Raw genomic sequence first — 19,335 nt, 5'->3', positions numbered from 1 at the left:
TGCGCAGCGCCGAACAGGGACGAACACCGCGGATGCCGGATACTCGTGTACGGCGGGGTACGTGGGCGCTATGTCGGCAGGAGGGGCGCTGGCGTATGAAGACACCTATGTCGATACCTTGGCGCTTCCTGCCCAGACGGATCCCCACGTGGTTGCGCGACCATGATCCGGGACTCGCGGCGACTCGTCGGGCCGCCCGCACCGCACTGGTGATGCCCGCGCTGTTCGCCCTCTGCAGTCAGGTGCTGCATTCCTCGACGATGGCGACCTTCGCGGCTTTCGGCTCGTTCTCGATGCTCCTGCTCGTGGAGTTCACCGGCCCGATGGTGCAGCGGCTGCGGGCTCACGTGGGTCTGGCGCTCGCGTGGGCAGTCCTCATCTGCGTCGGCACGCTGGTGGCACGAATGACCTGGCTCGCGGTCACCGGCACGGTCGTCGTGGGCTTCCTCGTGCTCTTCTCGGGGGTCGTCAGCTCCGTCCTCGCGGGTGCGACGACCGCGCTGCTACTGGCCTTCATCCTCCCCGTGACCTCGCCCGCCTCGCTGTCACAGCTACCCGACCGGCTCGCCGGAGCGGGCATCGCCGCAGCCGCCGCGATGCTTGCGATCTCCCTGCTGTGGCCCCGTCCCGCCGCGGACCCGCTCAGCGCACCCGCCGCCCGAGTCTGCCGCGCCGCCGCGGCGCAGCTGCGCAGCGACGCCTCCTGGCTGGCCGGCGGGCCGGACGCGCCGACCACCCGGCAGTGCGCGGCTGCCGCCGATCAGGCCGCCGCCGCGGCGGCAGACCTGCGCACCGCCTTCGACGCCACTCCCTACCGGCCCACAGGCCTGTCCGCCGGCTCCCGCGCACTGGTCCGCCTGGTCGACGAACTCACCTGGCTCAGCGCCATCGTGGCCGACAGCGGCCCCCCGTCCGACAACTACGGGGCCTGTGACGCCGACGCGCACCTCGTGCGGCGTGCCGCGGCCGACGCCCTCGACGAGGCGGCCCACATCCTCGACGCCCCGCGCAGCGCGCCCGACGCCCTCCGCGCCGCCCTGGTCAGCCTGCGTACGGCCATGGACGGGATGGAGAACAGCGCGACCCAGCGACTGCCCGTGGAACAACCGAAGCCCGGTACGGAGCCGGAAGTCCGCGCCTTCATCGAGACCCTCGACCTGTCGTTCCGCGCACAGGAGTTGGGGTTCGCCACCCTCCAGATCGCCGGCAACGTGGACCTGGCCGCAGCCGCCGAACGCCGCAGCTGGCCCGAGCGGCTGCTCGGCGGGGAACCCGGCGCACTGGCCCAGCCCCTGAAATCCGCTGTCGAGCGCGCCGCCGCACACCTGGAACCGCGCTCGGTGTGGCTGCACAACAGCCTCCGGGGCGCGCTCGGCCTCGGCATCGCGGTGGCCCTGGCGAACCTGACAAGTGTCCAGCACTCGTTCTGGGTCCTGCTCGGAACCCTGTCGGTGCTGCGCTCCAACGCGCTCAACACCGGCCAGAACGCGCTGCGGGCCCTGGGCGGCACGCTTGCCGGTTCACTCATCGGGACCGGACTGCTCCAGCTCATCGGCCACCACGGCACCCTGCTCTGGTTCCTGCTCCCTGTCGCCGTGTTCGTCGCCGGCATCGCCCCCGCCGCCATCTCGTTCGCGGCAGGCCAGGCGGCCTTCACCGTCGCCCTGGTGATCCTGTTCAACATCGGCCAGGATCCCGACTGGCACATCGTGCTGCTGCGGATCCAGGACATCGCCCTCGGCTGCGCGGTGAGCGTGCTGGTCGGCCTGTTCTTCTGGCCGCGGGGCGCCGCGGCTGCCGTGGACCGGGCGCTTTCGGCCGCGTACGCCGACAGTGCTCGCTACCTCGCCGATGCGGTGGAGTACGCGGCCAGTCGCTGCAGCATCGGCTGCATACCGACCGATGCCCCGCTGGAGGCGAGCCGACAGGCAGCCGCCTCGGCCCGTCGACTCGACGACGCCTTCCGCAGCTACCTCGCCGAACGCGGCGCCAAGCCGGTGCCGCTCTCCGACATGACCACCCTGGTCACCGGGATCGTAGGACTGCGCCTTGCCTCGGACGCGGTGCTGGAACTGTGGCAACGCAACGGCGGCGAGGCACAGATGGAACCCGACCGCTCCGAGGCCCGGCTCATCCTGCTCGACACCGTCGTCCGGCTGTCCGACTGGTACCGCGACCTGGCCGTCGGCCTCGGCCAACACACCGCCGTACCGGACCCGCTGTCACGCCACCCGGAGGACGACGCGCGCCTCGTCGACTCCCTGCGCCGCGACCTCCGCGACGACGACGGACACGCCACAGCCACAGCCGTCCGCATCATCTGGACCGCCGACCACCTCAACGCCACCCGCCGCCTCCAGCCCAGCTTGGCAGCAGCGGCAAAGCCGGGTGGCCCGGCCTGATACCGCGACGCTGGGCCACCGCCTCACCTGACACGGCTCGGACACGTCCTGGAGCGCCGCCGAACGAGTCCGCGACTTCGGCTCGGTGAACAGAGCGCCCCGGTCCATGGTGGTGGACCAGGGCACTCGTCGCGAGCGTCAACTGACCGACTTGGCGGCGTCCACGATGAGTTCGGCGACGATCCTGGGGTGACTGATCATCACGACGTGGGAGGAGCCCGGCACTTCGACGACCTTGCGGGCGTTCGCACGGCTGTACATCCAGCGCTCGCACGCCGGCGGGATCGCCTTGTCCTGGGCGGCGACCAGTCCCCACACCGGGATCGTTTTCCAGGCCGCGGCCGTGGTCGGGAAGACGAAGGAATCGGCATCGAACGGCCGCTGCGTGGCCTGCAGGACCCGGAAGTCAGCGGCAGGAATGTCAGCGGCGAAGGCCGCCTGGCCGTCCTTGCTCAGGTACAGATCGGTTCCCGTCGTGCCGTCGGCCTTCGTGTACGGGACCGGCACGCTCACCGGCCCGACCTCGCTGCCGGGGAACTTGGTGATGAGCTCCCCCTGTGTCTCGCCCACATCGGGCACGAACGCTGCGACGTAGACCAAGGCCTTGACGTTGGCCTTCCCGGCAGCGGCATTCGTGATGACCGTTCCACCCATGGAGTGCGCGACCAGCACGACCGGTCCGCTGATGGAGTCCAGCAGACTCGCGATATACGGGGCGTCGGTCGGAATACCCCGCAGCGGGTTCGACCCACAGACCGTGCTGTAGCCCTTGTCCTGCAACTCCCCGATGGTGGCGTTCCAGCAGGACGAATCCGCGTAGCCGCCATGCACCAACACGATCGTGGGCTTCACCCTCGACTTCTCCTCACCGGTACCGGCTGTGGCCGTCGCCGCGCCGGCCGTTCCTTCTGAACCTGCTATCAGCGCAGCCGACCCGGCCAGCGCCGCTCCGGCGGCCAGGACATGACGGCGGGAAACATCGGTACTCATGGGAGTCCTAACGTATTTGGGTTGGGGGAGTGGGCCTGAAGGTGAGCTCGCCGCTGAGCTGCTGCGCGAGGGCGGAGGGCGCCGTCTGAACAGGTGGCCGTCAGGAGTTCGTCTCGGTCGGCGGGCTCAGCCGCGCACGGGCGGCTCGATCGGTGTATGACATGGACCCTATGAGGAGCGCTTTTGCGGTGGCATCGGCAATGTGACCTAGTTCCGGGCTGACCACCCGCCAGAAGCTCGACGAGGTGGTCGCCTTCGCCGGTCCCTGGTCACCGAGGCCGGTATGCGGTGGCCAGCACGGAGACGGTGACGTGGTCGGGCAAGAGGCCGTCGTCGTTCGGGTCCGCACGGCTCAAGTGGCGTGCGCTCGGTGTCATCCCGACCAGATCGAGGGTCTCCTGCCTGGTCAAGGGCATGGTGTACTCGACCTGTTCGGTATCGGCGGCTTCGAAGAGGGGATCCATCGCCCGGTGCAGGCGTTGTTCCTTGGCCGGGTCGATCGTGTGAACAACCCGCTGCCCCAGGTCGCGGACGAAACCAACGGCTCCGCCACCCTGATCAGCGACTACCGCTACGACCCCCTGGGCGAACCGCAGACCTTGCGTACCAGCGCCGGCACCTACTACGACCACCACGACCTGTCCGGCTCCATCACCGACCTCACGAGCTCGGCCGGAGTCGACCAGACCAAGTACAGCTACGACGCCTTCGGCAACACGACAGCCACGGCTCTCGTCACCGGCGCGCCCGCCAACCCCTTCGCCTACACCGGCCAGTACCAGGACCCCGCCGGCACCGCCCTCGGCTACCAACTCCGCGCCCGCACCTACGACCCGAGCACCGGCCGCTTCACCAGCACCGACCCCGCACCGAGCTCCGTCGCCGACCCCTCCACGTCGTCATACGCCTATACCGACGACGACCCGACCACCCTCACCGATCCCTCCGGCGCCTGCCCCGAATGCGTCAGCGCCGCGATCGGCGGCATCGTCGGCGGAGTCTTCGGCGGCATCAGCTACTCCCTCAGCCATCCCCACGACTTCAGCTGGAGCGGCTTCGGCACCGCTGCCGGCAAGGGCGCGCTGTACGGCTTCGGCGCCGGGCTCCTCATGCCCGCGGCCGGCGCGGGAGCCGTAGACTTGCTGGGGCTGGAGGAAGGCAGCACCGCCGCCACGGTGACCTCGGCCACCGTCAACGCGGGTGTAGGCGCGGCCTACACCTGGGCCTTCGACAACGCCCTCTGCGAACCCACCACACCCGGCGACCTGCTCCTCGGAGCACTCGGCGGCGCCCTCAGCGGACTTGGCCGCGGTGGACTGGGCGAACCGCGTGCCGTGGTCGATGGGTCGACGCCCGACGTAGCCGGAAACCGCATCATCAGCACGGAACAGACGCTCCAACAGAATGCGGCCTCTGTCGGGGCAAGGGACGTGGGTGAAGCGTTCAGTGGCATTTACAGCCCGTCCACCGGCAAACTCGTGGCTAAGCTGAGTGGCGAGGTCCCACCCGCTCTGGTGGTTCGTAACGGTGGACACAACATGATCAACAAAGAAGTCTTCGGGCGCGCCGACGACACTGTCGCCTTCACCGCCATCATCACAGCGGACGGGCTGAGGGTGACGTGGAAATCCATGGGAGTCAACGCCATGAATCACGGAGAACTTGAGGCGCCGAACGAGTACCGCCAGCCGATTCTTGACCTGCTGGAGAGCCTCACAGGGCTTGGAGCGAGGGGGTGACCATGGAGGACGAGGTCGTCATTGGTGGGCTACCTGTCCCTCCGCAGCTGATCGCGCTGATCAGGGCAGGGAGATGGGCGCCTCCGGGGGATGACATTCTCCGCGATATCTTCGGGGAGGATCCGGAGCAGCCGTGCTTCTACGGAGAGCGCATGCTCATCGGTGAAAACCGCATATGGCACGCGGAACCGGAGAATGCTGGACCATCCCGGCCAATCACAGAAGAAAATCTGGGAATACTAGTTGAGATGTCGCTAGTGATCGCAGATCTCGGTCCCTCGATGCCCATCGTGTTGGACTACCGGGAATCACTCACATTTCCACGAGTTCTGTACCCGAGAGGTTTGACGTGGGTGCAGATCGCGGAGAGCTTCGAGCAGCTGACTGGTCTTTTGCGCCTACAGGAATCTGTCTGAACAGGCCGTCAGACCTGACACAACACCGAAGGTGCAGATCTATGCCGTCGTCTGCCGGAGGAGCGCCCTGAGTCCGAGCCGTAGTGGAGGTCCTCCGGACCCCCCGCGCGAGGTTCAGTAGGACCCGCCCAGGCAGCAGCGCACCGGGGCGGGCGCCGACTCCCTCCAGCACATGCTCCGGAGCGTCGGCGATCCACTCGCCGACCGCCGGCCGCGAAGCGACTCCGGCGGCCAGCGCACACGCGGCGAGTGCGAGGACGACGGCCAAGCAGTGGCGCACTCCGCGTAGATCACGCGGGTCCGACCCGGGACATCCTCGGATACGACCTCGGGCTGCTCTCGCAGGTGGTCAAGGGCAGGCGGGATCAGCGATGACGCGTCGACAGGCACGGTCTTCCGCTCGGATCACGGGACGTAGAGGACTCCATGATCTTGGAAGCCGTATCTGTCGCGTCCCCGACCCCCCACTGACCTGACGGACCATCACGAACCGGGCGTCATGCGACAACGCCGAAGCCCCGACCCATGACCACACCGATTACGCACCCGTCCGAGTGAAGTGCAGATAAGCGCGCAATGCTGCAGCGCGGCGGAGCCGCACCCGAGGCACCTCTGCGCGTCATGGCCGCCGACCTCACCCAGGACGCGGGCTGGTCCGAGGCGGTGGCGGGATGCGACGCCGTCCTGCACGTCGCATCGCCGACTCTGACGAGCGCTCCGCGATCGGACGACGAGATGGTCACGCCGGCTCGTGACGGCGTACTGCGGGTACTGCGGGCCGCCCGGGACACCGGCGTGCGGCGCGTGGTGCTCACCTCGGCGATCGGCGCCATCGCATACGGCCACCCCGAGCGCACGACCCCGTTCACCGAGGACGACTGGACGAACGTCGACGCCGGTATCCAGCCGTACCAGAAGTCCAAGACGCTCGCGGAACGCGCGGCCTGGGATTTCATCACGACGCAGGGCCGGGGGCTGGAGCTGTCCACCGTGAACCCCACCGGCGTCCTCGGCCCGGTACTGGGACCTGACTACTCGCCATCCCTGGGAGTGATCCGGCGCATGCTGGACGGCTCGATGCCGGCAAGCCTGAAGTTCGCCAGCGGCTACGTCGACGTACGGGACGTAGCCGATCTGCACCTGCGCGCCATGACCGACCCGGCAGCCGCGGGCGAACGATTCATCGCCACGTCGGGCCGCAGCCTGTGGGTGCGCGACGTCGCCGCCATCCTCCGCGAACGCCTCGGAGAGCGCGCCCACAACGTGCCCACGAGGGAAATGCCCATCTGGGCGACCCGCGGCATTTCCCTGGTCAACCCCCAACTCCGCACGCTCCGCTCGATCCTGGGCAAGAACCTCGACGCCACCTCCGAGAAGGCCCAGCGCGTTCTCGGCTGGCAGCCGCGCCCCGTCGAAGACACCATCACCGAGACAGCCGAGAGCCTGCTCGCCCTCAACACCGGTCAAGCGGCCTGACCTTCACCCCGAGGCCGAAGCCTCCCAGCCCAACACGATCCGCAGCCTTGTCCCGGCACCAAGACCCAGCATCGGGACTCTTCCGAACGGAGTCGGTATGACCGAGCCGGTCGGACGACTGGGGGCAGTGGCCCTGGATTGTGACGTCCCCCGCGCGCTGGCGGCATTCTGGGTCACAGTGATCGGCGGCACCGTCAGCATCGAGTCCGAGTCCTTCTGCGGCATCAGAGGGCGGTATGTGACGCGATGTCACTGTGGGTGTCACCGGAACGTGTGCGGCCTCCGCGCATCGTCGCGCAAGGCGATCCGCGCCTGACGCAGAAATCGAGGAGACTACCGGCGGCCGGTACGCCAGGATCTGGGAATGGAGATGTCCCACGTTACGCGTGCGAAGGCGGCTGCGACTGCGGTCGCCGTATCGCTCGGCCTGCCCGTCAGCGACGCAGTCGTGCTCCACAACTCGAACAAGCTGGCCCTGCGGCTGACGCCATGCGACGTCTTTGCCCGGGTCGCCCCTGTGGGACGAGAGGTTGCACAGTTCGAAGTCGAGCTCGCTCGGCGGCTCACCGAGGTCGGAAGCCCGGTGTGTCCCCTGGAGCCCCGGGCGGACCCGGTCGTGTACACCCGCGATGGCTTCGCCGTGACGCTGTGGATCTACTACGAGCCCGTGACACCTCACCTCTCACCAGTCGACTACGCCCAGGCGCTGGAGCGGCTGCACGCCGGCATGCGCGAGGCCGAGGTGCCCAGCCAACGGTTCACCGGCCGCATCACGGAGGCAGAAGACGTCGTTGCCGACCCGGAACGTTCGCCGGAGCTCGCCGCCACAGAGCGCGTCTTCCTCAGCGGCAGACTCGCAAGCCTGCGCAAGACGATCGAGGAGCGCGGCGCCGTGGAGCAACTGCTCCACGGCGAGCCGCATCCAGGCAATGTGCTCAGCACGGCAAACGGCCCGTTGTTCATCGACTTTGAGACGTGCTGCCGTGGACCCGTCGAGTTCGACCTCGCCCATGCTCCCGAGATGGTCTGCGGGCACTATCCGAACCTCGACCAAGGGCTGCTGGACGAGTGCCGCCAGCTCGTCCTCGCGATGGTCGCAGCCTGGCGTTGGGAGCTGGGCGACGAGTTTCCGAACGGGAGGCTCAACGGAGAAGCGTTCCTGCGCGCACTGCACGACGGACCTCCCTGGCCGACACTCGACACGATGAACAAGCGACTGGCCGCCCAGTAGAAATCACCCAAGACCACTCGAAGGCGACAAGGAACCGAACGGCGAGGCTCCAAGATCCTTCAGAGGGCGGTATGAGAATTGATGCTCGATTCTTCGTTGCGTCTGAGGTGAGCGGGCGGGCCGCGGCGGTGGCGGACGGCTATGGCCGGGGCTGGGTGAACAAGCCCTGCTCGATCTCGACGAGGACCCCGCGGTCGATCAGCCGCTTGAGCTTCAGGCGAATGTTGTTGACGTTGTTCGGCGCGATCGTCAGGTCCATCGCCCCGCAGACCTGCCGCGCCCGCAGCGGATGGTCAGCGGCGGCGAACACCGCCATGATCTGCTGGTAGGCCGGATGGTCCGGCAGTTTCGGTGCCGGGGGCGAGGGCGGCTGCGGAGCGGGCAGTTCCAGCAGTGAGCCCTTTTCAAGCTGCGGTGCCTGACCGCGAGTTGGACTGTCCTGCGCAACGACGAAGCTCCTGGTAGACGGTTTCTCGACCAAGATCACCCGTGTCCGCCAGGAGCTTCGCGTGCTCGTCTACCCGTCCTCGATCGACCTGTCCAGCCGCACCCTGCGGTTCCTGACCGGACAACTGACAGCCCGGCGGCAGGAGATCGGAACGCGGTGGCGGCGCCTTCCCGCCGCACGTCAGGCACTGCTCGCCCTGGCCCACCTGCGGTGCGGTGACACCTACGCCCAGCTCGCTGCCGGGTTCGGCATCGGGATCGCGACCGTCTACCGCTACATACGTGAAGCCGTCGAGGCCCTGACCGCCCTCGCCCCGTCCCTGGCCGAGGCCATGAAAACGATCCGGACGAAGGCATTCGTCATCCTCGACGGCACCCTGCTGCCGATCGCCCGCATAGCCGCCGACACCCCGTACTACTCCGGGAAACACAAACGCCACGGCATGAACGTCCAGGTCCTCACCGATCCGTTCGGACGACTGCTCTGGACCTCCCCGGCTCTGCCCGGCGCGACCCACGACCTCACCGCCGCCCGGCAGCACGGCATCATCGAAGCCCTCGCCGATGCCGGACTCAAATGCTGGGCGGACAAGGCATATCAAGGCGCCGGCGGACCCGTCCGCGTACCGTTTCGAGGCAGCCGCCTCAAGCGATGGAAGCGCCGCCACAACACCACCCACCCCAAGATCCGCTGCCTCGGCGAGCGGACCATCGCCACCCTCAAGGGCTGGCGCCTCCCGCGGAAGCTCCGCTCCAGCACCAACCGAATCACCAACGTAGTGAAGGCCGTCCTCGTCCTTCACCACCCATCAGCGTGAGGTTGGAAAAGCTCAGTGCCACGCTCGCCTGCGGGAATTCCTTGAGGATCAGCCCGCTCACCCGGGCGAAGAGCGGGCGGTGACCCGGCGGAATCGCGTCGATGTACTCCTGCATAAGGTCCATGTCCCATGGTGGTCCTCCCGCAGCCCCCGCTGCGGCTCGGCCGGTCGTGCCTGAGCGTCGCGTGGCTGATCGGGGCAGATGGAGAACTGGAACGCGAGTATCTAGGGTCAGCACATGGCTTTCATCATGGTGTGCGAAGACGACGCGGCGGTCCGCGGCATCCTCAAGCGCGCCCTGGAGCACGACGGCCACACCGTCTCCGTCGCCGCCACGGCCGACAGCCTGCTGCGGCAGCTCGCACCGGCGCCCCAACTGGTCGTCCTGGATCTCGGGTTGCCGGACGCCGACGGTCGCGATGTCTGCCTGGCCCTGCGGGCTCGCGGCGTCGACGTGCCGGTGTTGATGCTCACCGCCTTGGACGGCCTGCATCACAAGGTGGGCGGCTTCGAGGCCGGCGCCGACGACTACATGACCAAACCCTTCGACATCCCGGAACTGCTGGTTCGTGTCCGGGCGCTGCTGCGCCGGGCCACCGTGGCGTCCGCACCGCACGAGGTCGTCCTCGATCCGGCGAAGCACGTGGTGACCTACGATGCGGTGAGCATGAGCCTGACCCCGACCGAGTTCCGGCTACTGGGCCGCCTGATCGCCTCGCAGGGCGACGCGGTACGCCGCCACGCCCTCGTCGCCGCCGGCTGGCCGCACGGGGCCCAGGTCAGCGACAACACCCTCGACTCCTATGTGCGCCGGCTGCGGACCAAGCTCGGTCCGCTGGGTGTGGCCGAGCGGCTGGCGACCGTCCGCGGCGTGGGCTACCGATGGCAGTGACGGGTTTCCGCCGAAGCGTCGTCGCGCTCACCGTGCTGATCGCCACCGCAGTGGTCGCGATCCTGGTGGTGGTTTCGCACGTGCTGCTGAGCAGGGTGACGGATGCCGACGCGCACGATCTGGCCCGTACGCGCGCCGAGGCGGTCGCGGTGAACGTCAGCGCCAAGGGCGGCCGTGTCGTGCTCACGGAGAACAGCAGCGAGGCGCTGGACGAGGTCGCCTGGGTGTATGCCGATGGCCGTCTTATCGACGGGGACGTGCCGCCGAGCGTGGTCGGGCGCGTCGAGGAGCTGGCGGACTCGGGGCGATCGCAGACCGCGACCGTCGGCGACTACCTCCTGTTCGCGCGGCCGGTTCCGACCGGCGGCCACCACGTCATGGTGATCGTCCGGGTGGACCTCACGCCCTACGAGACGTCCGAGCAGCGCAGCCTGACCCTGTCGCTGATTCTGGGCGGCCTTACGATCCTCCTCGCCGGCGGTGTCGCGCACCTCGTGGTGCACCGCGCGCTGCGCGTCGTGCACGAGATGGCCGCCCTCGCCGACGACTGGGGCCATCACGAGCCCGGGCGCCGTTTCAACCTCGGAGCCCCCCGTGACGAGTTCGGGGAACTGGGACAGACCCTGGATCGCCTCCTGGAGCGGGTTGACAACGCGCTGGCGGACGAGCGTCGGCTCACCGACGAGATCGCCCACGAGCTGCGGACACCGCTCACGGTCCTGCGAGGCGAGGCGCAGCTGGCGCAGCTGTCCGGCGAGCCAGTGGTGCCGGAGGTGGTGCTGAGCGAGGTCGACCGCCTCAATGCGGCGATCACGACGATATTGCGCGCAGCGCGCGCACGGACGGAGGAGGGGACCCGGTGTGATCTGCGCTCCGCCGCGCGGCAGGCGATCGGCAGCCGCGCGGTCGAGGTCGCCTTCCCGGCGAAGGTCGAGGTGGCTTTGGCGCCCGACGTCGCTGTGTCGCTGCTGTCACCCCTGCTGGAGAACAGCCTGCGGCATGCGAAGTCCCGTGTGTGGATCACCGCGCGCAGCCAGGGCGAGACCATCGTGGTGGATGTCCTGGACGACGGCCCAGGGTTCGATCCCGCTGAGGTCGACCGGGTCTTCGAAGCGGGCGTGACCGGCGGCGGCGGGTACGGGCTGGGGCTGCCGGTGGTCCGGCGTATCGCTGCCTCGGCCGGTGTGGAGGTCCGGGCGATCGCGGACGGCCGCGGTCACGTCCAGGTGACACTCCCGGCCGCGAAGGCGGCCACGTAGTCAGGTTGCTTGCAGGTTCCCTCCGTAAACCTCCCTGCATGACAACGACAACGGAAGCACGCCCACGCAGCGGGCGCCTCATGCTCAACAAGGTCCCCGAGGTCACCATCTGGTTCTGGGTGATCAAGATCTTGTGCACCACCGTCGGGGAGAGCTTCGCCGACTGGATCAACATGAAGCTGGGCGTCGGCCTGGTGAACACGGCCTGGATCTTCACCGCGGTGTTCGTCGTGGTCCTGGCCGTCCAGATGCGGCTCAAGCGGTACGTACCGTTCCCGTACTGGCTGACCGTGGTCGTTGTCAGTGTCACGGGCACCCTGTACACCGACATCCTCACCGACCAGCTCAATGTGCCGCTGTGGATCAGCACCGCCGTGTTCTCCGTTCTGCTCGCTGTGGTCTTCGGCGTGTGGTGGCTGCGCGAGCGCACCCTCTCGATCCACTCGGTCACGACGCTTCCGCGTGAGTCGTTCTACTGGCTCGCGGTTCTCGTCACCTTCGCGCTCGGCACCGCGACCGGGGACTGGACCCTGGAACTCACCGGCTGGAGCCCGGGCGCCTCGGTGATGCTGCCGCTCGGCCTCATCGCGGCGATCACGCTGCTGTGGAAGTTCGGCGCGAACCCGGTGCTGTCCTTCTGGCTCGCCTACATCCTGACCCGCCCGCTGGGCGCGAACATCGGCGACTGGCTCGCCTCCCCGAAGGTCGCTCAGCCGGGCGAGCCGACCGGCCTCGCGCTGGGCACCTTCACCACCAGCCTGATCTTCCTCGGCCTGATCCTGGCCACCGTGGCCTACCTGACGGTGACACGCCCGGACGTGACCGAGACCTACGAGGCCGCCCACGCCGCCCACGCCACCGGCGACCTGCGAAAGGAGCGCGTCGGTCTGGCCGGCTTCGGACTGCTCGCCGTCGCCACCATGGGCCTGCTGATCTGGGCCCACAGCCAGCCGCACACCGGCCCGGCGCCGGAGGCCGACAACACCTCCGCCGTCCAGATGGCTCCCGGCCAGGCGGTGAAGAAGTTCCCGCCCGCCAAGGTCGCCGCGCTGAAGAACCTCGCCTCCACCTCGCTCAAGGACGCGCGCTCGGGGAACGCGAAGGGAGCGCACACGGCCGCCCAGTCGCTGCGTGACCTGTGGGATGCCGACCAGGCATCGCTGCAGCCGCTGGACAACACGGGCTGGACCTCCATCGACGCCCAGATGGACAAGGTGCTGGGGACCTTCGGCATCGACCACTCGAATCCGCCGATGCCGCCTGCGCAGCAGGAGAAGGAACTGAACGCCCTCCTGACGGACATGGGCTGACAGACCCCCTGCGCCCGGCGACGGGGTGAGTGTGCGGGGCCGAGCCGAGAACCGCGCCGCCTCGGCACACGCCGACGAGCTGTGGTCAGTGCAGGTGGCCGCCTGTGTCAGCCCGGGCATGTCCGCGAACTCACGTGGGCGGTCGAAGCCGGCCTCTCAATGGCTTCGGCCGCCCGCTGTTCCTCCAAGCTGATCGAGGACAAGGCGCTTCATGAAAGGCGGTGTCCGATCCCGCGCGCCGTGCCGATGGTCAGCGCACTGCCGGCCTCACGCAGCTTCCGCCGCAGCCGGGTCAGGTACTGGTCCAGTGTGTTGTCACTGACCTGGGCACCCTCCGGCCAGCCCGCCGCGACCAGCTCGCGGCGCCGAACGACGCTCCCGCCCGCGGCCACGAGTGTGGCCAGCAGCCGGAACTCCGTGGGGGACAGGGCGACGGCCGTGCCGTGCACGGTGACGCGGTGGCCGACCGCGTCCAGAATCAGGTCCCCGACCGCGACCGCCGCGGCCGGCGCAGCCCGCTTCACGGACGCACGCAGCCGGGCGGTGAGTTCGGCCAGATGGAAGGGCTTGGCCAGGTAGTCGTCACCGCCTGCCGAGAACGCCGACAGCCGGTCCGCGAGCTGTTGCCGGGCGGTCAGGAAGATGACCGGGGCCAGGAAGCCGTTGGTGCGCAGCGCCTGGCACACGTCCCGACCGTCCGCGTCGGGCAGCCCGATGTCCAGGACAATCGCCGCGATGTCGCCGGTGGCCAGCCGCAGGGCGGTGGCACCGTCGGCGGCGAGGACGGGCTCGAAGCCCTCCTCGTACAGCCCACGGCGCAGCACGTCCAGCAGCACGTGATCGTCCTCAACGACCAATATCTTGTGACGCATGGTCTCCCTTAGGTGCTCCCGCCGGGCGGGTCGTGTCCGAGACGAGTGATTCGGGCGGCCAGTGAGCCATGGCCGACAGACACGCCGCCAGGCGGCCGGCGACGAGTCGCTGCGGCATCGCTCCGCGTGGAGCGCGCCAGAGTCAGCGTGGTGCCGTGCCGCAAGAGGAGCGCCCATCCACTGACAGCGCCCCTTTCCCTTGGACCACCTGACGTAGGTGAACGGGCAGATATGAATGACTACAAGGGTGTAGACGTTCGTCGCACTGTAGACGATCGGTGAGTGGGAGGCGTTCCCGGGCTTGTGCGCCCTTACCTGTCCGTCGGCTCGGCGGCGTCATGCTTGCTCAGCTCGGACGAGGGCGGCGCCCGCACCGACGTCATCATGATCACCGCCGACCGGGACATCACCTCGGTACGGACCGCCATGAAGCTCGGCGCCGTGGGCTACCTGGTCAAGCCGTTTTCCTCGTGCCCATCACTTCGACCTAGACGAGTACGGCACCCCGGTCCCAGCGGCCTTCTATTGGCGTGGCGTGGCGTGGCGTGGCGTGGCGGGTCAGCGGTCGAGCCGGTAGCCGTGCCCGCGCAGGGTGGTGATGCGGGGCAGGCCGCTGGGGCGGTCCGAGGTGTCGGCGGCCTCGGTGAGGTGGCGGCGCAAGGCGGCTATGGTGACGTCGAGGGTCTTGGTGGAGCCGAACCAGTTCTCGTCCCAGACCTCGGCCATCAGGGTCTCCCGGGAGACGGCCTCCCCGGGGTGCTGGGCGAGGACGGCGAGCAGGTCGAACTCCTTGGGGCGGAGCGGGACTTCCTCGTCGTGGAGGGTGCAGCGGCGGGCGGAGACGTCGAGGACGAGGTCGGCCAGGTGGACGGGTTCCGGTGGTGGCGCGGCGACGGTACGGCGGCGCAGATGGGCGCGGAGGCGGGCGAGCAGCACGGAGAGGCTGAAGGGTTTGACGAGGTAGTCGTCGGCTCCGGCGTCCAGCCCGGCGATGACGTCGATGTCGTCGGTGCGCGCGGTGAGGACGATGATCAGGAGGTCGGGACGGCGGGCGCGCAGGTCGCGGGCGATGTCGAGGCCGTCCATGTCGGGCAGGCCCAGGTCGAGGAGCAGGACGTCGTACGAGGACCGCGTCGCCTCGGTCAGGGCGGCGGAGCCGGTGCGGCTCCAGGTGGGGGCGTAGCCGTTGCCGCGCAGGCCGGTGTGGAGGTGGCGGCCGATGGTGTCGTCGTCCTCGACGACCAGGACGCGCGGTCGGCCGCGGTCGGCGGTTGCGGGCATGCGCATGGGCGACAGCCTAGAAGCAGGCGGCTCGCCGGTCCGGTACGGCGCGGTCACAGGTCGCGCAGTTCCTCGACGGCCGGGCGTCCGGCGCTGCGGATGCCGTTGAGGGCGGCGGCCAGTACGGCGGCCACCGCGGCGCCCGTGGTCAGGATCAGGTAGCCGGAGGGCACGGACAGGCTCGCCGGGGGTGGGTCGAAGACGCCGGTGAGGACCTTCACCAGCATCTCGGACAGCGCCCAGCCGATGAGTGCGCCGCCCACCAGTCCGCCGGCGGTCAGCAGCAGGGCCTCGGTGAGGACCATGCCGCGCAGTTGGCGGGGTTTCGCGCCGAGCACGGTGGCAATGGCGAAGGTGCGGCGGCGTTCGGCCAGGCCGAGGGCGAGGACGAGTCCGCCCGCTCCGGCCGACAGGAGGACGGCGAAGGCGAGTTCGATGCGGGTCAGGCCGGCCAGGTCGACCGAGGTGAGGCTGGTGCCCACGGTGCCGCGGGTCTGGGTGAGATCGGTGACAGCGGCGCTGGTGCCGAGCTGCTTTCGCAGGTGGGCGGCGATCCGCTGCTGGTGGGTGCCGCCGGTGTCGAGCAGGAACGCGCCGACCGCGTCGCTGCCGGTCGCCTTCGCCACGTAGGCGGCGTTGGCGACGAAGAAGCTGTCCTTGGGGGCGGTGGGGAACTCCTTGACGATTCCGGCGTAGTGGAACGGGACGGTGCGCAGGGCCTTGGTGAGGGCGTCCTGGACGCGGAGGTTGACGGTGTCTCCGGGGGAGAGCTGGAAGTCGTGGACGGTCTCCACGCTGACCAGGAGGTTGTCGGGGCGTTGGGCGAGGCGGCGCATGAGCTGGTGGGCGGTGCCGCCGGCGAAGTAGGCGTCCTGGAGCGAGGTGGCGTGGGCGATGGTGTCGGGGCGGACGCCGTAGAGGTCCTGGAGGTCGGAGCCGACGTAGGCGAAGCGGTGCTGGACGGGCTCGACGTGCCGTACGCCGGAGACCTTCAGCGTGCTCGCGGCGCCGGGCGGGACGTGGGCGCCGGGGGGTTCGGTGACGGTGACGTCGGCGCCGTTGGTCAGCCGGGCGTCGGCCTCGGCCTGCTGGTGGTAGGTGGCGTTGAAGACGGCGGTGGAGAGGGCGAAGGACAGCGCGAGGGCGAGCAGCACCACGGAGCGGGCCAGCGGGCGGCGGCGCCGGGACAGTACGGCGGCCGTGGTGCCGACGAGGGTGGCGGTCAGCGGGCGGGCCAGTCGGGCCAGGGCCGGGCGGCCGTGGGTGAGGGCGAGCAGGACCATGCGCCACAGCAGCAGGGCGGCGCCGATCCACAGCAGGGCCGGGCCGAGGAAGGCCCAGTAGGAGACGGAGAGGGTGGGCACGCCCTCGGGGGCCAGGACGAGGGCGTACTGGTTGCCGGAGGAGGCGCGGAAGATCAGCCAGGAGCCGATGAGCAGCGCGAAGTCGAGGCCGTAGCGCAGCCACCAGGGGGAGCGGGTGGCGCGGACGCCGGTCTCCTTGCGGGTGTCCGCGACGGTCACCGAGCGCAGGTCGCGCAGCGCGGGGACGAGGACGGCGCAGGCGGCCACGGCGGCGCCGAGGACGAAGGCGATGCCGTACCAGATGACCCAACTGGCCGCGTTCGCGCCGAAGGAGGCGGCGCCGAAGGCGAGGCGCCCGGTCAGCGCCGCGATGCCCAGACCGGCGAACCCGCCCACACCGCCCACGAGTGCGGCTTCCAGGCCCGCGAGCGCGGTGATCTGACGGGGGCGCAGCCCGCGCAGCCGCAGCAACCCCTGTTCCTGGCGGCGCCGTTGGCCGCCCGCCGAGGCGACCGCGGCGGTCAGTGCGGCGGCCAGGACTGCTCCGGGCACGCCGAGGAAGAGGAAGAGGATCTGGGCGTAGAGGGCGTCCTGGCGGGCGGAGTCGAGGGCGGCGCCGAGGTTGTCGCCGACCAGGGCGCCGCCGGCGGTCTTGCCTTCGAGGTGGTGGGCGGCGCCGGTCACGGTGCTGAAGGCGGCGGCCGGGTCGGCGGGCAGGCGGGCGTCTCGGGCGACGTGGATTTGGGTGGTGAGGGCGGTGGCGCTGCGGGTGAGGGAGGTGAACCGGGCGGCGGGCAGGAGGATGACGTTGTCGGGGGGTGCGGTCGGCTGGGACTGGGTGGGGGCGCCGACCTTCTGGAACAGGGAGTCGGCCTGGGGCAGGTCGACCACGCCGTCCACGCGCACCTGGCGCGGTCCGGTGCCCGGCAGTTGGATCGTGACGGCGTCGCCGGGGGCTGCGCGCAGGTTGGAGGCGGTCTGCTGGGCGAGCAGCACGCCGTCGGGCGAGCCGGAGAGAGTTCGGATCGCGTCGGGGAACAGGTGGCGGTAGCCGGGTGGCAGGCCGATGGTCATGCCGGGGCCCGTGGTCTGGGTGCTGCCCTGCACCTGGGCGGTGAAGCCGGTGGCGCGGGCGTAGCCGACCGGGAGGGCGGCTCGGGTACCGGGGTCGGTGCGGACCTGCCGGAGAACGGAGTTGGGGTCCGCGCCGGGCTGTACCTCGACCTGCCAGTCCACGGCGACCGAGCGGACGGCGCGCTGGGTCATGGTCGCCTTCGAGGCGGTGAGGAAGGAGCCGAGGGCGGCGACCAGGGCGACGGCGAGCGCGATGCCGGTCATGGCCGCCAGCAGCCGTCCGGCCCGATGGCGCGCCAGACTCCTGGCCCACGAGGTGATCATGACGTGTCCTCCGGTGCGAGCAGCCGACCGTCGCGCATGGCCCGCCGGACGGTGAGCCGGGCGGCGACGGCGGGGTCGTGGGTGGTGACGACGAGGGCGGCGCCCGTGCGGTCCGCCGCCGTGAGCAGGGCGTCCAGGACGCGGGCGCCGGTGGCGTGGTCGAGGCGGCCGGTGGGTTCGTCGGCGAGGATCAGTCGTGGTTCCTGGGCGAGTACGCGGGCCACGGCGACCCGCTGGGCCTGCCCGCCGGAGATCTCCTCGGGCAGCCGGTCGGCGAGGTCGGCCGCGCCGACCAGGTCGAGGGACTCGGTGACCGGCAGGCGGGCCTGGGTCTCTGTCCGGCCAGCGAGGACGAGCGGGAGAGCGGTGTTCTCGGCGACGTCGAGGGCGGGGACGAGGCTGTCGGCCTGGAACACCAGCCCGATGTCGGTGCCCCCGTCGAGGCCGGGCCAGGAGACGCCGCCGCTGGTGGGGCATTCGAGCCCGGCCAGCAGATGCAGCAGAGACGACTTGCCCGACCCGGACGGGCCTACGATCGCCAGCCGGTCGCCGGGCCGGATGCTCAGGTCGGTCCCGTGCACGGCCACCACTGCCGTCGTGCCGCGCCCGAAGGTCAGTGCCGCGTCGTGGCAGGCGACGAGTACGTCAGTGCCGGACATCGCTCGCCTCCCGTGTCTCCCGGGCCTGCCCGTAGGTCGGGGCGATGAGCCGGTCGGTCACGTGCATGACCACTGTCGCTGTAGTGCCGCGTCCGAAGGTCAGTGCCGCGTCGTGGCAGGCGACGAGTACGTCAGTGCCGGACATCGCTCGCCTCCCGTGTTTCCCGGGCCTGCCCGTCCTCCAGGGTGATCACCCTGTCGGCGATCCGGACGGCCTCCGCGCTGTGCGTGACGATCAGTACCGCGCAGCCGTCCGCGGCCCGCTCCCGTACCATCCGCAGCACCAACTGCTCGGTGCCGCCGTCGAGTTCACCGGTCGGTTCGTCGGCCAGCAGCACGGCGGGGGAGTTCGCGAGGGCCACGGCCAGCCCGGCGCGCGCCAGTTCACCGCCGGACAGCTGCCGCGGCAGGGCGCGGGTCCGCCGGCCGAGCCCCACCTGCTCCAGCAGCGCCTCGGCCGCGACAGCGGGACGGCCGCGCACGGCCCGCTGGGCCAGGCGGATGTTGTCCCGCACGGTCAGGTGCGGCAGCAGGTTGCGGCTCTGGAGCAGGACGCCGATGTGGCGGGCGCGCAGCCGGGCCCGCTCGGTCTCCGGCCGGTGGCTGATACGGACACCGTCCACATGGACGTCGCCGCCGGAGGGCTCGTCGAGTCCGGCCAGGCACGCCAGCAGGGTGGACTTGCCCGCTCCCGAGGGGCCGACGACGGCGACCGTCTCGCCGCGCCACACCGTCAGCGACACCCCGCGCAGGGCCAGGGTCTCCTCCTCGCCCGCACGGTAGAAGCGGTACAACTCGCGGGCGGTGAGCGCGTCGTCGTGCGACCGGGTGGGCATGACGG

The 19,335-nt window shown here is 70.0% G+C and carries 18 protein-coding genes and 2 pseudogenes; 10 read left to right on the top strand and 10 right to left on the bottom strand.

The genetic code is table 11. The features are described from left to right. The first annotated feature begins 107 nt into the window (after window positions 1-107). Window positions 108-2,402 carry an FUSC family protein gene (locus tag AB0I69_RS36365; RefSeq protein ID WP_363099996.1) on the top strand — a complete coding sequence of 765 codons (2,295 nt, stop codon included), beginning with the start codon at window positions 108-110 and terminating at the stop codon, window positions 2,400-2,402. A gap of 138 nt (window positions 2,403-2,540) precedes the next feature. On the opposite strand, the gene AB0I69_RS36360 is transcribed toward AB0I69_RS36365, so the two are convergent. Further along, on the bottom strand, window positions 2,541-3,392 hold the full coding sequence (locus AB0I69_RS36360) for an alpha/beta hydrolase (RefSeq protein WP_363099995.1): 852 nt from the start codon (window positions 3,390-3,392) through the stop codon (window positions 2,541-2,543). 269 nt (window positions 3,393-3,661) lie between these two features. Continuing rightward, window positions 3,662-3,895, bottom strand: a pseudogene (locus AB0I69_RS36355) (methyltransferase type 11); the annotation flags it as partial. Here AB0I69_RS36355 and AB0I69_RS36350 point away from each other — a divergent pair. Together AB0I69_RS36350 and AB0I69_RS36345 are read left to right on the top strand one after the other, a co-directional pair. Continuing rightward, window positions 3,896-5,131 (top strand): RHS repeat-associated core domain-containing protein, encoded by a 1,236-nt coding sequence (locus AB0I69_RS36350; RefSeq protein WP_363099994.1) that lies wholly within the window; start codon window positions 3,896-3,898, stop codon window positions 5,129-5,131. Window positions 5,132-5,133: 2 nt separating this feature from the next. Then, complete coding sequence (locus AB0I69_RS36345; protein WP_363100156.1) at window positions 5,134-5,547, top strand: hypothetical protein; 414 nt, start codon at window positions 5,134-5,136, stop codon at window positions 5,545-5,547. Here the strand turns inward: AB0I69_RS36345 and AB0I69_RS36340 are convergent. After that, window positions 5,444-5,827, bottom strand: coding sequence for a hypothetical protein (locus AB0I69_RS36340; RefSeq protein WP_363099993.1), 384 nt, complete (start codon window positions 5,825-5,827; stop codon window positions 5,444-5,446). The genes AB0I69_RS36345 and AB0I69_RS36340 overlap by 104 nt on opposite strands. A gap of 296 nt (window positions 5,828-6,123) precedes the next feature. Between AB0I69_RS36340 and AB0I69_RS36335 the strand changes: the two genes are divergently transcribed. After that, window positions 6,124-7,023: an NAD-dependent epimerase/dehydratase family protein gene (locus AB0I69_RS36335; RefSeq protein WP_363099992.1), complete on the top strand. Its 900-nt coding sequence runs from the start codon at window positions 6,124-6,126 to the stop codon at window positions 7,021-7,023. A gap of 364 nt (window positions 7,024-7,387) precedes the next feature. Then, window positions 7,388-8,254: an aminoglycoside phosphotransferase family protein gene (locus AB0I69_RS36330; protein WP_363099991.1), complete on the top strand. Its 867-nt coding sequence runs from the start codon at window positions 7,388-7,390 to the stop codon at window positions 8,252-8,254. A gap of 139 nt (window positions 8,255-8,393) precedes the next feature. Here AB0I69_RS36330 and AB0I69_RS36325 read toward each other — a convergent pair whose 3' ends face one another. Then, window positions 8,394-8,741, bottom strand: coding sequence for a hypothetical protein (locus AB0I69_RS36325; RefSeq protein ID WP_363099990.1), 348 nt, complete (start codon window positions 8,739-8,741; stop codon window positions 8,394-8,396). 22 nt (window positions 8,742-8,763) lie between these two features. Between AB0I69_RS36325 and AB0I69_RS36320 the strand changes: the two genes are divergently transcribed. The 4 genes from AB0I69_RS36320 (at window position 8,764) to AB0I69_RS36305 (ending at window position 12,980) form a co-directional block, all read left to right on the top strand. Beyond that, window positions 8,764-9,519: a transposase family protein gene (locus tag AB0I69_RS36320; RefSeq protein ID WP_363099989.1), complete on the top strand. Its 756-nt coding sequence runs from the start codon at window positions 8,764-8,766 to the stop codon at window positions 9,517-9,519. A 238-nt stretch (window positions 9,520-9,757) separates the two neighbouring features. After that, entirely contained in the window at window positions 9,758-10,411 is a 654-nt protein-coding gene (locus AB0I69_RS36315; RefSeq protein WP_019065258.1) for a response regulator transcription factor, read from the top strand. Then, window positions 10,402-11,670: a HAMP domain-containing sensor histidine kinase gene (locus AB0I69_RS36310; protein ID WP_363099988.1), complete on the top strand. Its 1,269-nt coding sequence runs from the start codon at window positions 10,402-10,404 to the stop codon at window positions 11,668-11,670. Before AB0I69_RS36315 ends, AB0I69_RS36310 begins: the two co-directional genes overlap by 10 nt. Before the next feature lie 38 nt (window positions 11,671-11,708). Further along, window positions 11,709-12,980, top strand: a complete 1,272-nt coding sequence (locus tag AB0I69_RS36305) for a hypothetical protein (protein WP_363099987.1) — start codon at window positions 11,709-11,711, stop codon at window positions 12,978-12,980. Between the two features lie 209 nt (window positions 12,981-13,189). Here AB0I69_RS36305 and AB0I69_RS36300 read toward each other — a convergent pair whose 3' ends face one another. After that, complete coding sequence (locus tag AB0I69_RS36300; RefSeq protein WP_363099986.1) at window positions 13,190-13,852, bottom strand: response regulator transcription factor; 663 nt, start codon at window positions 13,850-13,852, stop codon at window positions 13,190-13,192. 372 nt (window positions 13,853-14,224) lie between these two features. Between AB0I69_RS36300 and AB0I69_RS36295 the strand changes: the two are divergent. Further along, a pseudogene (locus tag AB0I69_RS36295) lies at window positions 14,225-14,344 on the top strand (two-component system response regulator); the annotation flags it as partial. Window positions 14,345-14,410: 66 nt separating this feature from the next. Here the strand turns inward: AB0I69_RS36295 and AB0I69_RS36290 are convergent. Genes AB0I69_RS36290 through AB0I69_RS36270 form a run of 5 tightly spaced genes read right to left on the bottom strand, consistent with a single transcriptional unit; the run spans window position 14,411 to window position 19,330 of the window. Further along, window positions 14,411-15,139, bottom strand: coding sequence for a response regulator transcription factor (locus AB0I69_RS36290; RefSeq protein WP_363099985.1), 729 nt, complete (start codon window positions 15,137-15,139; stop codon window positions 14,411-14,413). 47 nt (window positions 15,140-15,186) lie between these two features. Then, window positions 15,187-17,835: an ABC transporter permease gene (locus AB0I69_RS36285; protein WP_363099984.1), complete on the bottom strand. Its 2,649-nt coding sequence runs from the start codon at window positions 17,833-17,835 to the stop codon at window positions 15,187-15,189. Beyond that, a complete protein-coding gene (locus AB0I69_RS36280; protein WP_363099983.1) occupies window positions 17,832-18,494 on the bottom strand; it encodes an ATP-binding cassette domain-containing protein in 663 nt (220 codons plus the stop codon). Before AB0I69_RS36280 ends, AB0I69_RS36285 begins: the two co-directional genes overlap by 4 nt. Then, window positions 18,481-18,639 (bottom strand): hypothetical protein, encoded by a 159-nt coding sequence (locus AB0I69_RS36275; RefSeq protein WP_363099982.1) that lies wholly within the window; start codon window positions 18,637-18,639, stop codon window positions 18,481-18,483. Before AB0I69_RS36275 ends, AB0I69_RS36280 begins: the two co-directional genes overlap by 14 nt. After that, on the bottom strand, window positions 18,626-19,330 hold the full coding sequence (locus tag AB0I69_RS36270) for an ABC transporter ATP-binding protein (RefSeq protein WP_363100147.1): 705 nt from the start codon (window positions 19,328-19,330) through the stop codon (window positions 18,626-18,628). Before AB0I69_RS36270 ends, AB0I69_RS36275 begins: the two co-directional genes overlap by 14 nt. Between the last annotated feature and the right edge of the window lie 5 nt (window positions 19,331-19,335).

This window comes from Streptomyces sp. NPDC050508 (assembly GCF_040655155.1).
Classification (GTDB): Bacteria; Actinomycetota; Actinomycetes; order Streptomycetales; family Streptomycetaceae; genus Streptomyces.
The sequence above is the reverse complement of the archived record's forward strand: the minus strand, read 5'-3'. Positions and strand labels throughout refer to the sequence as shown.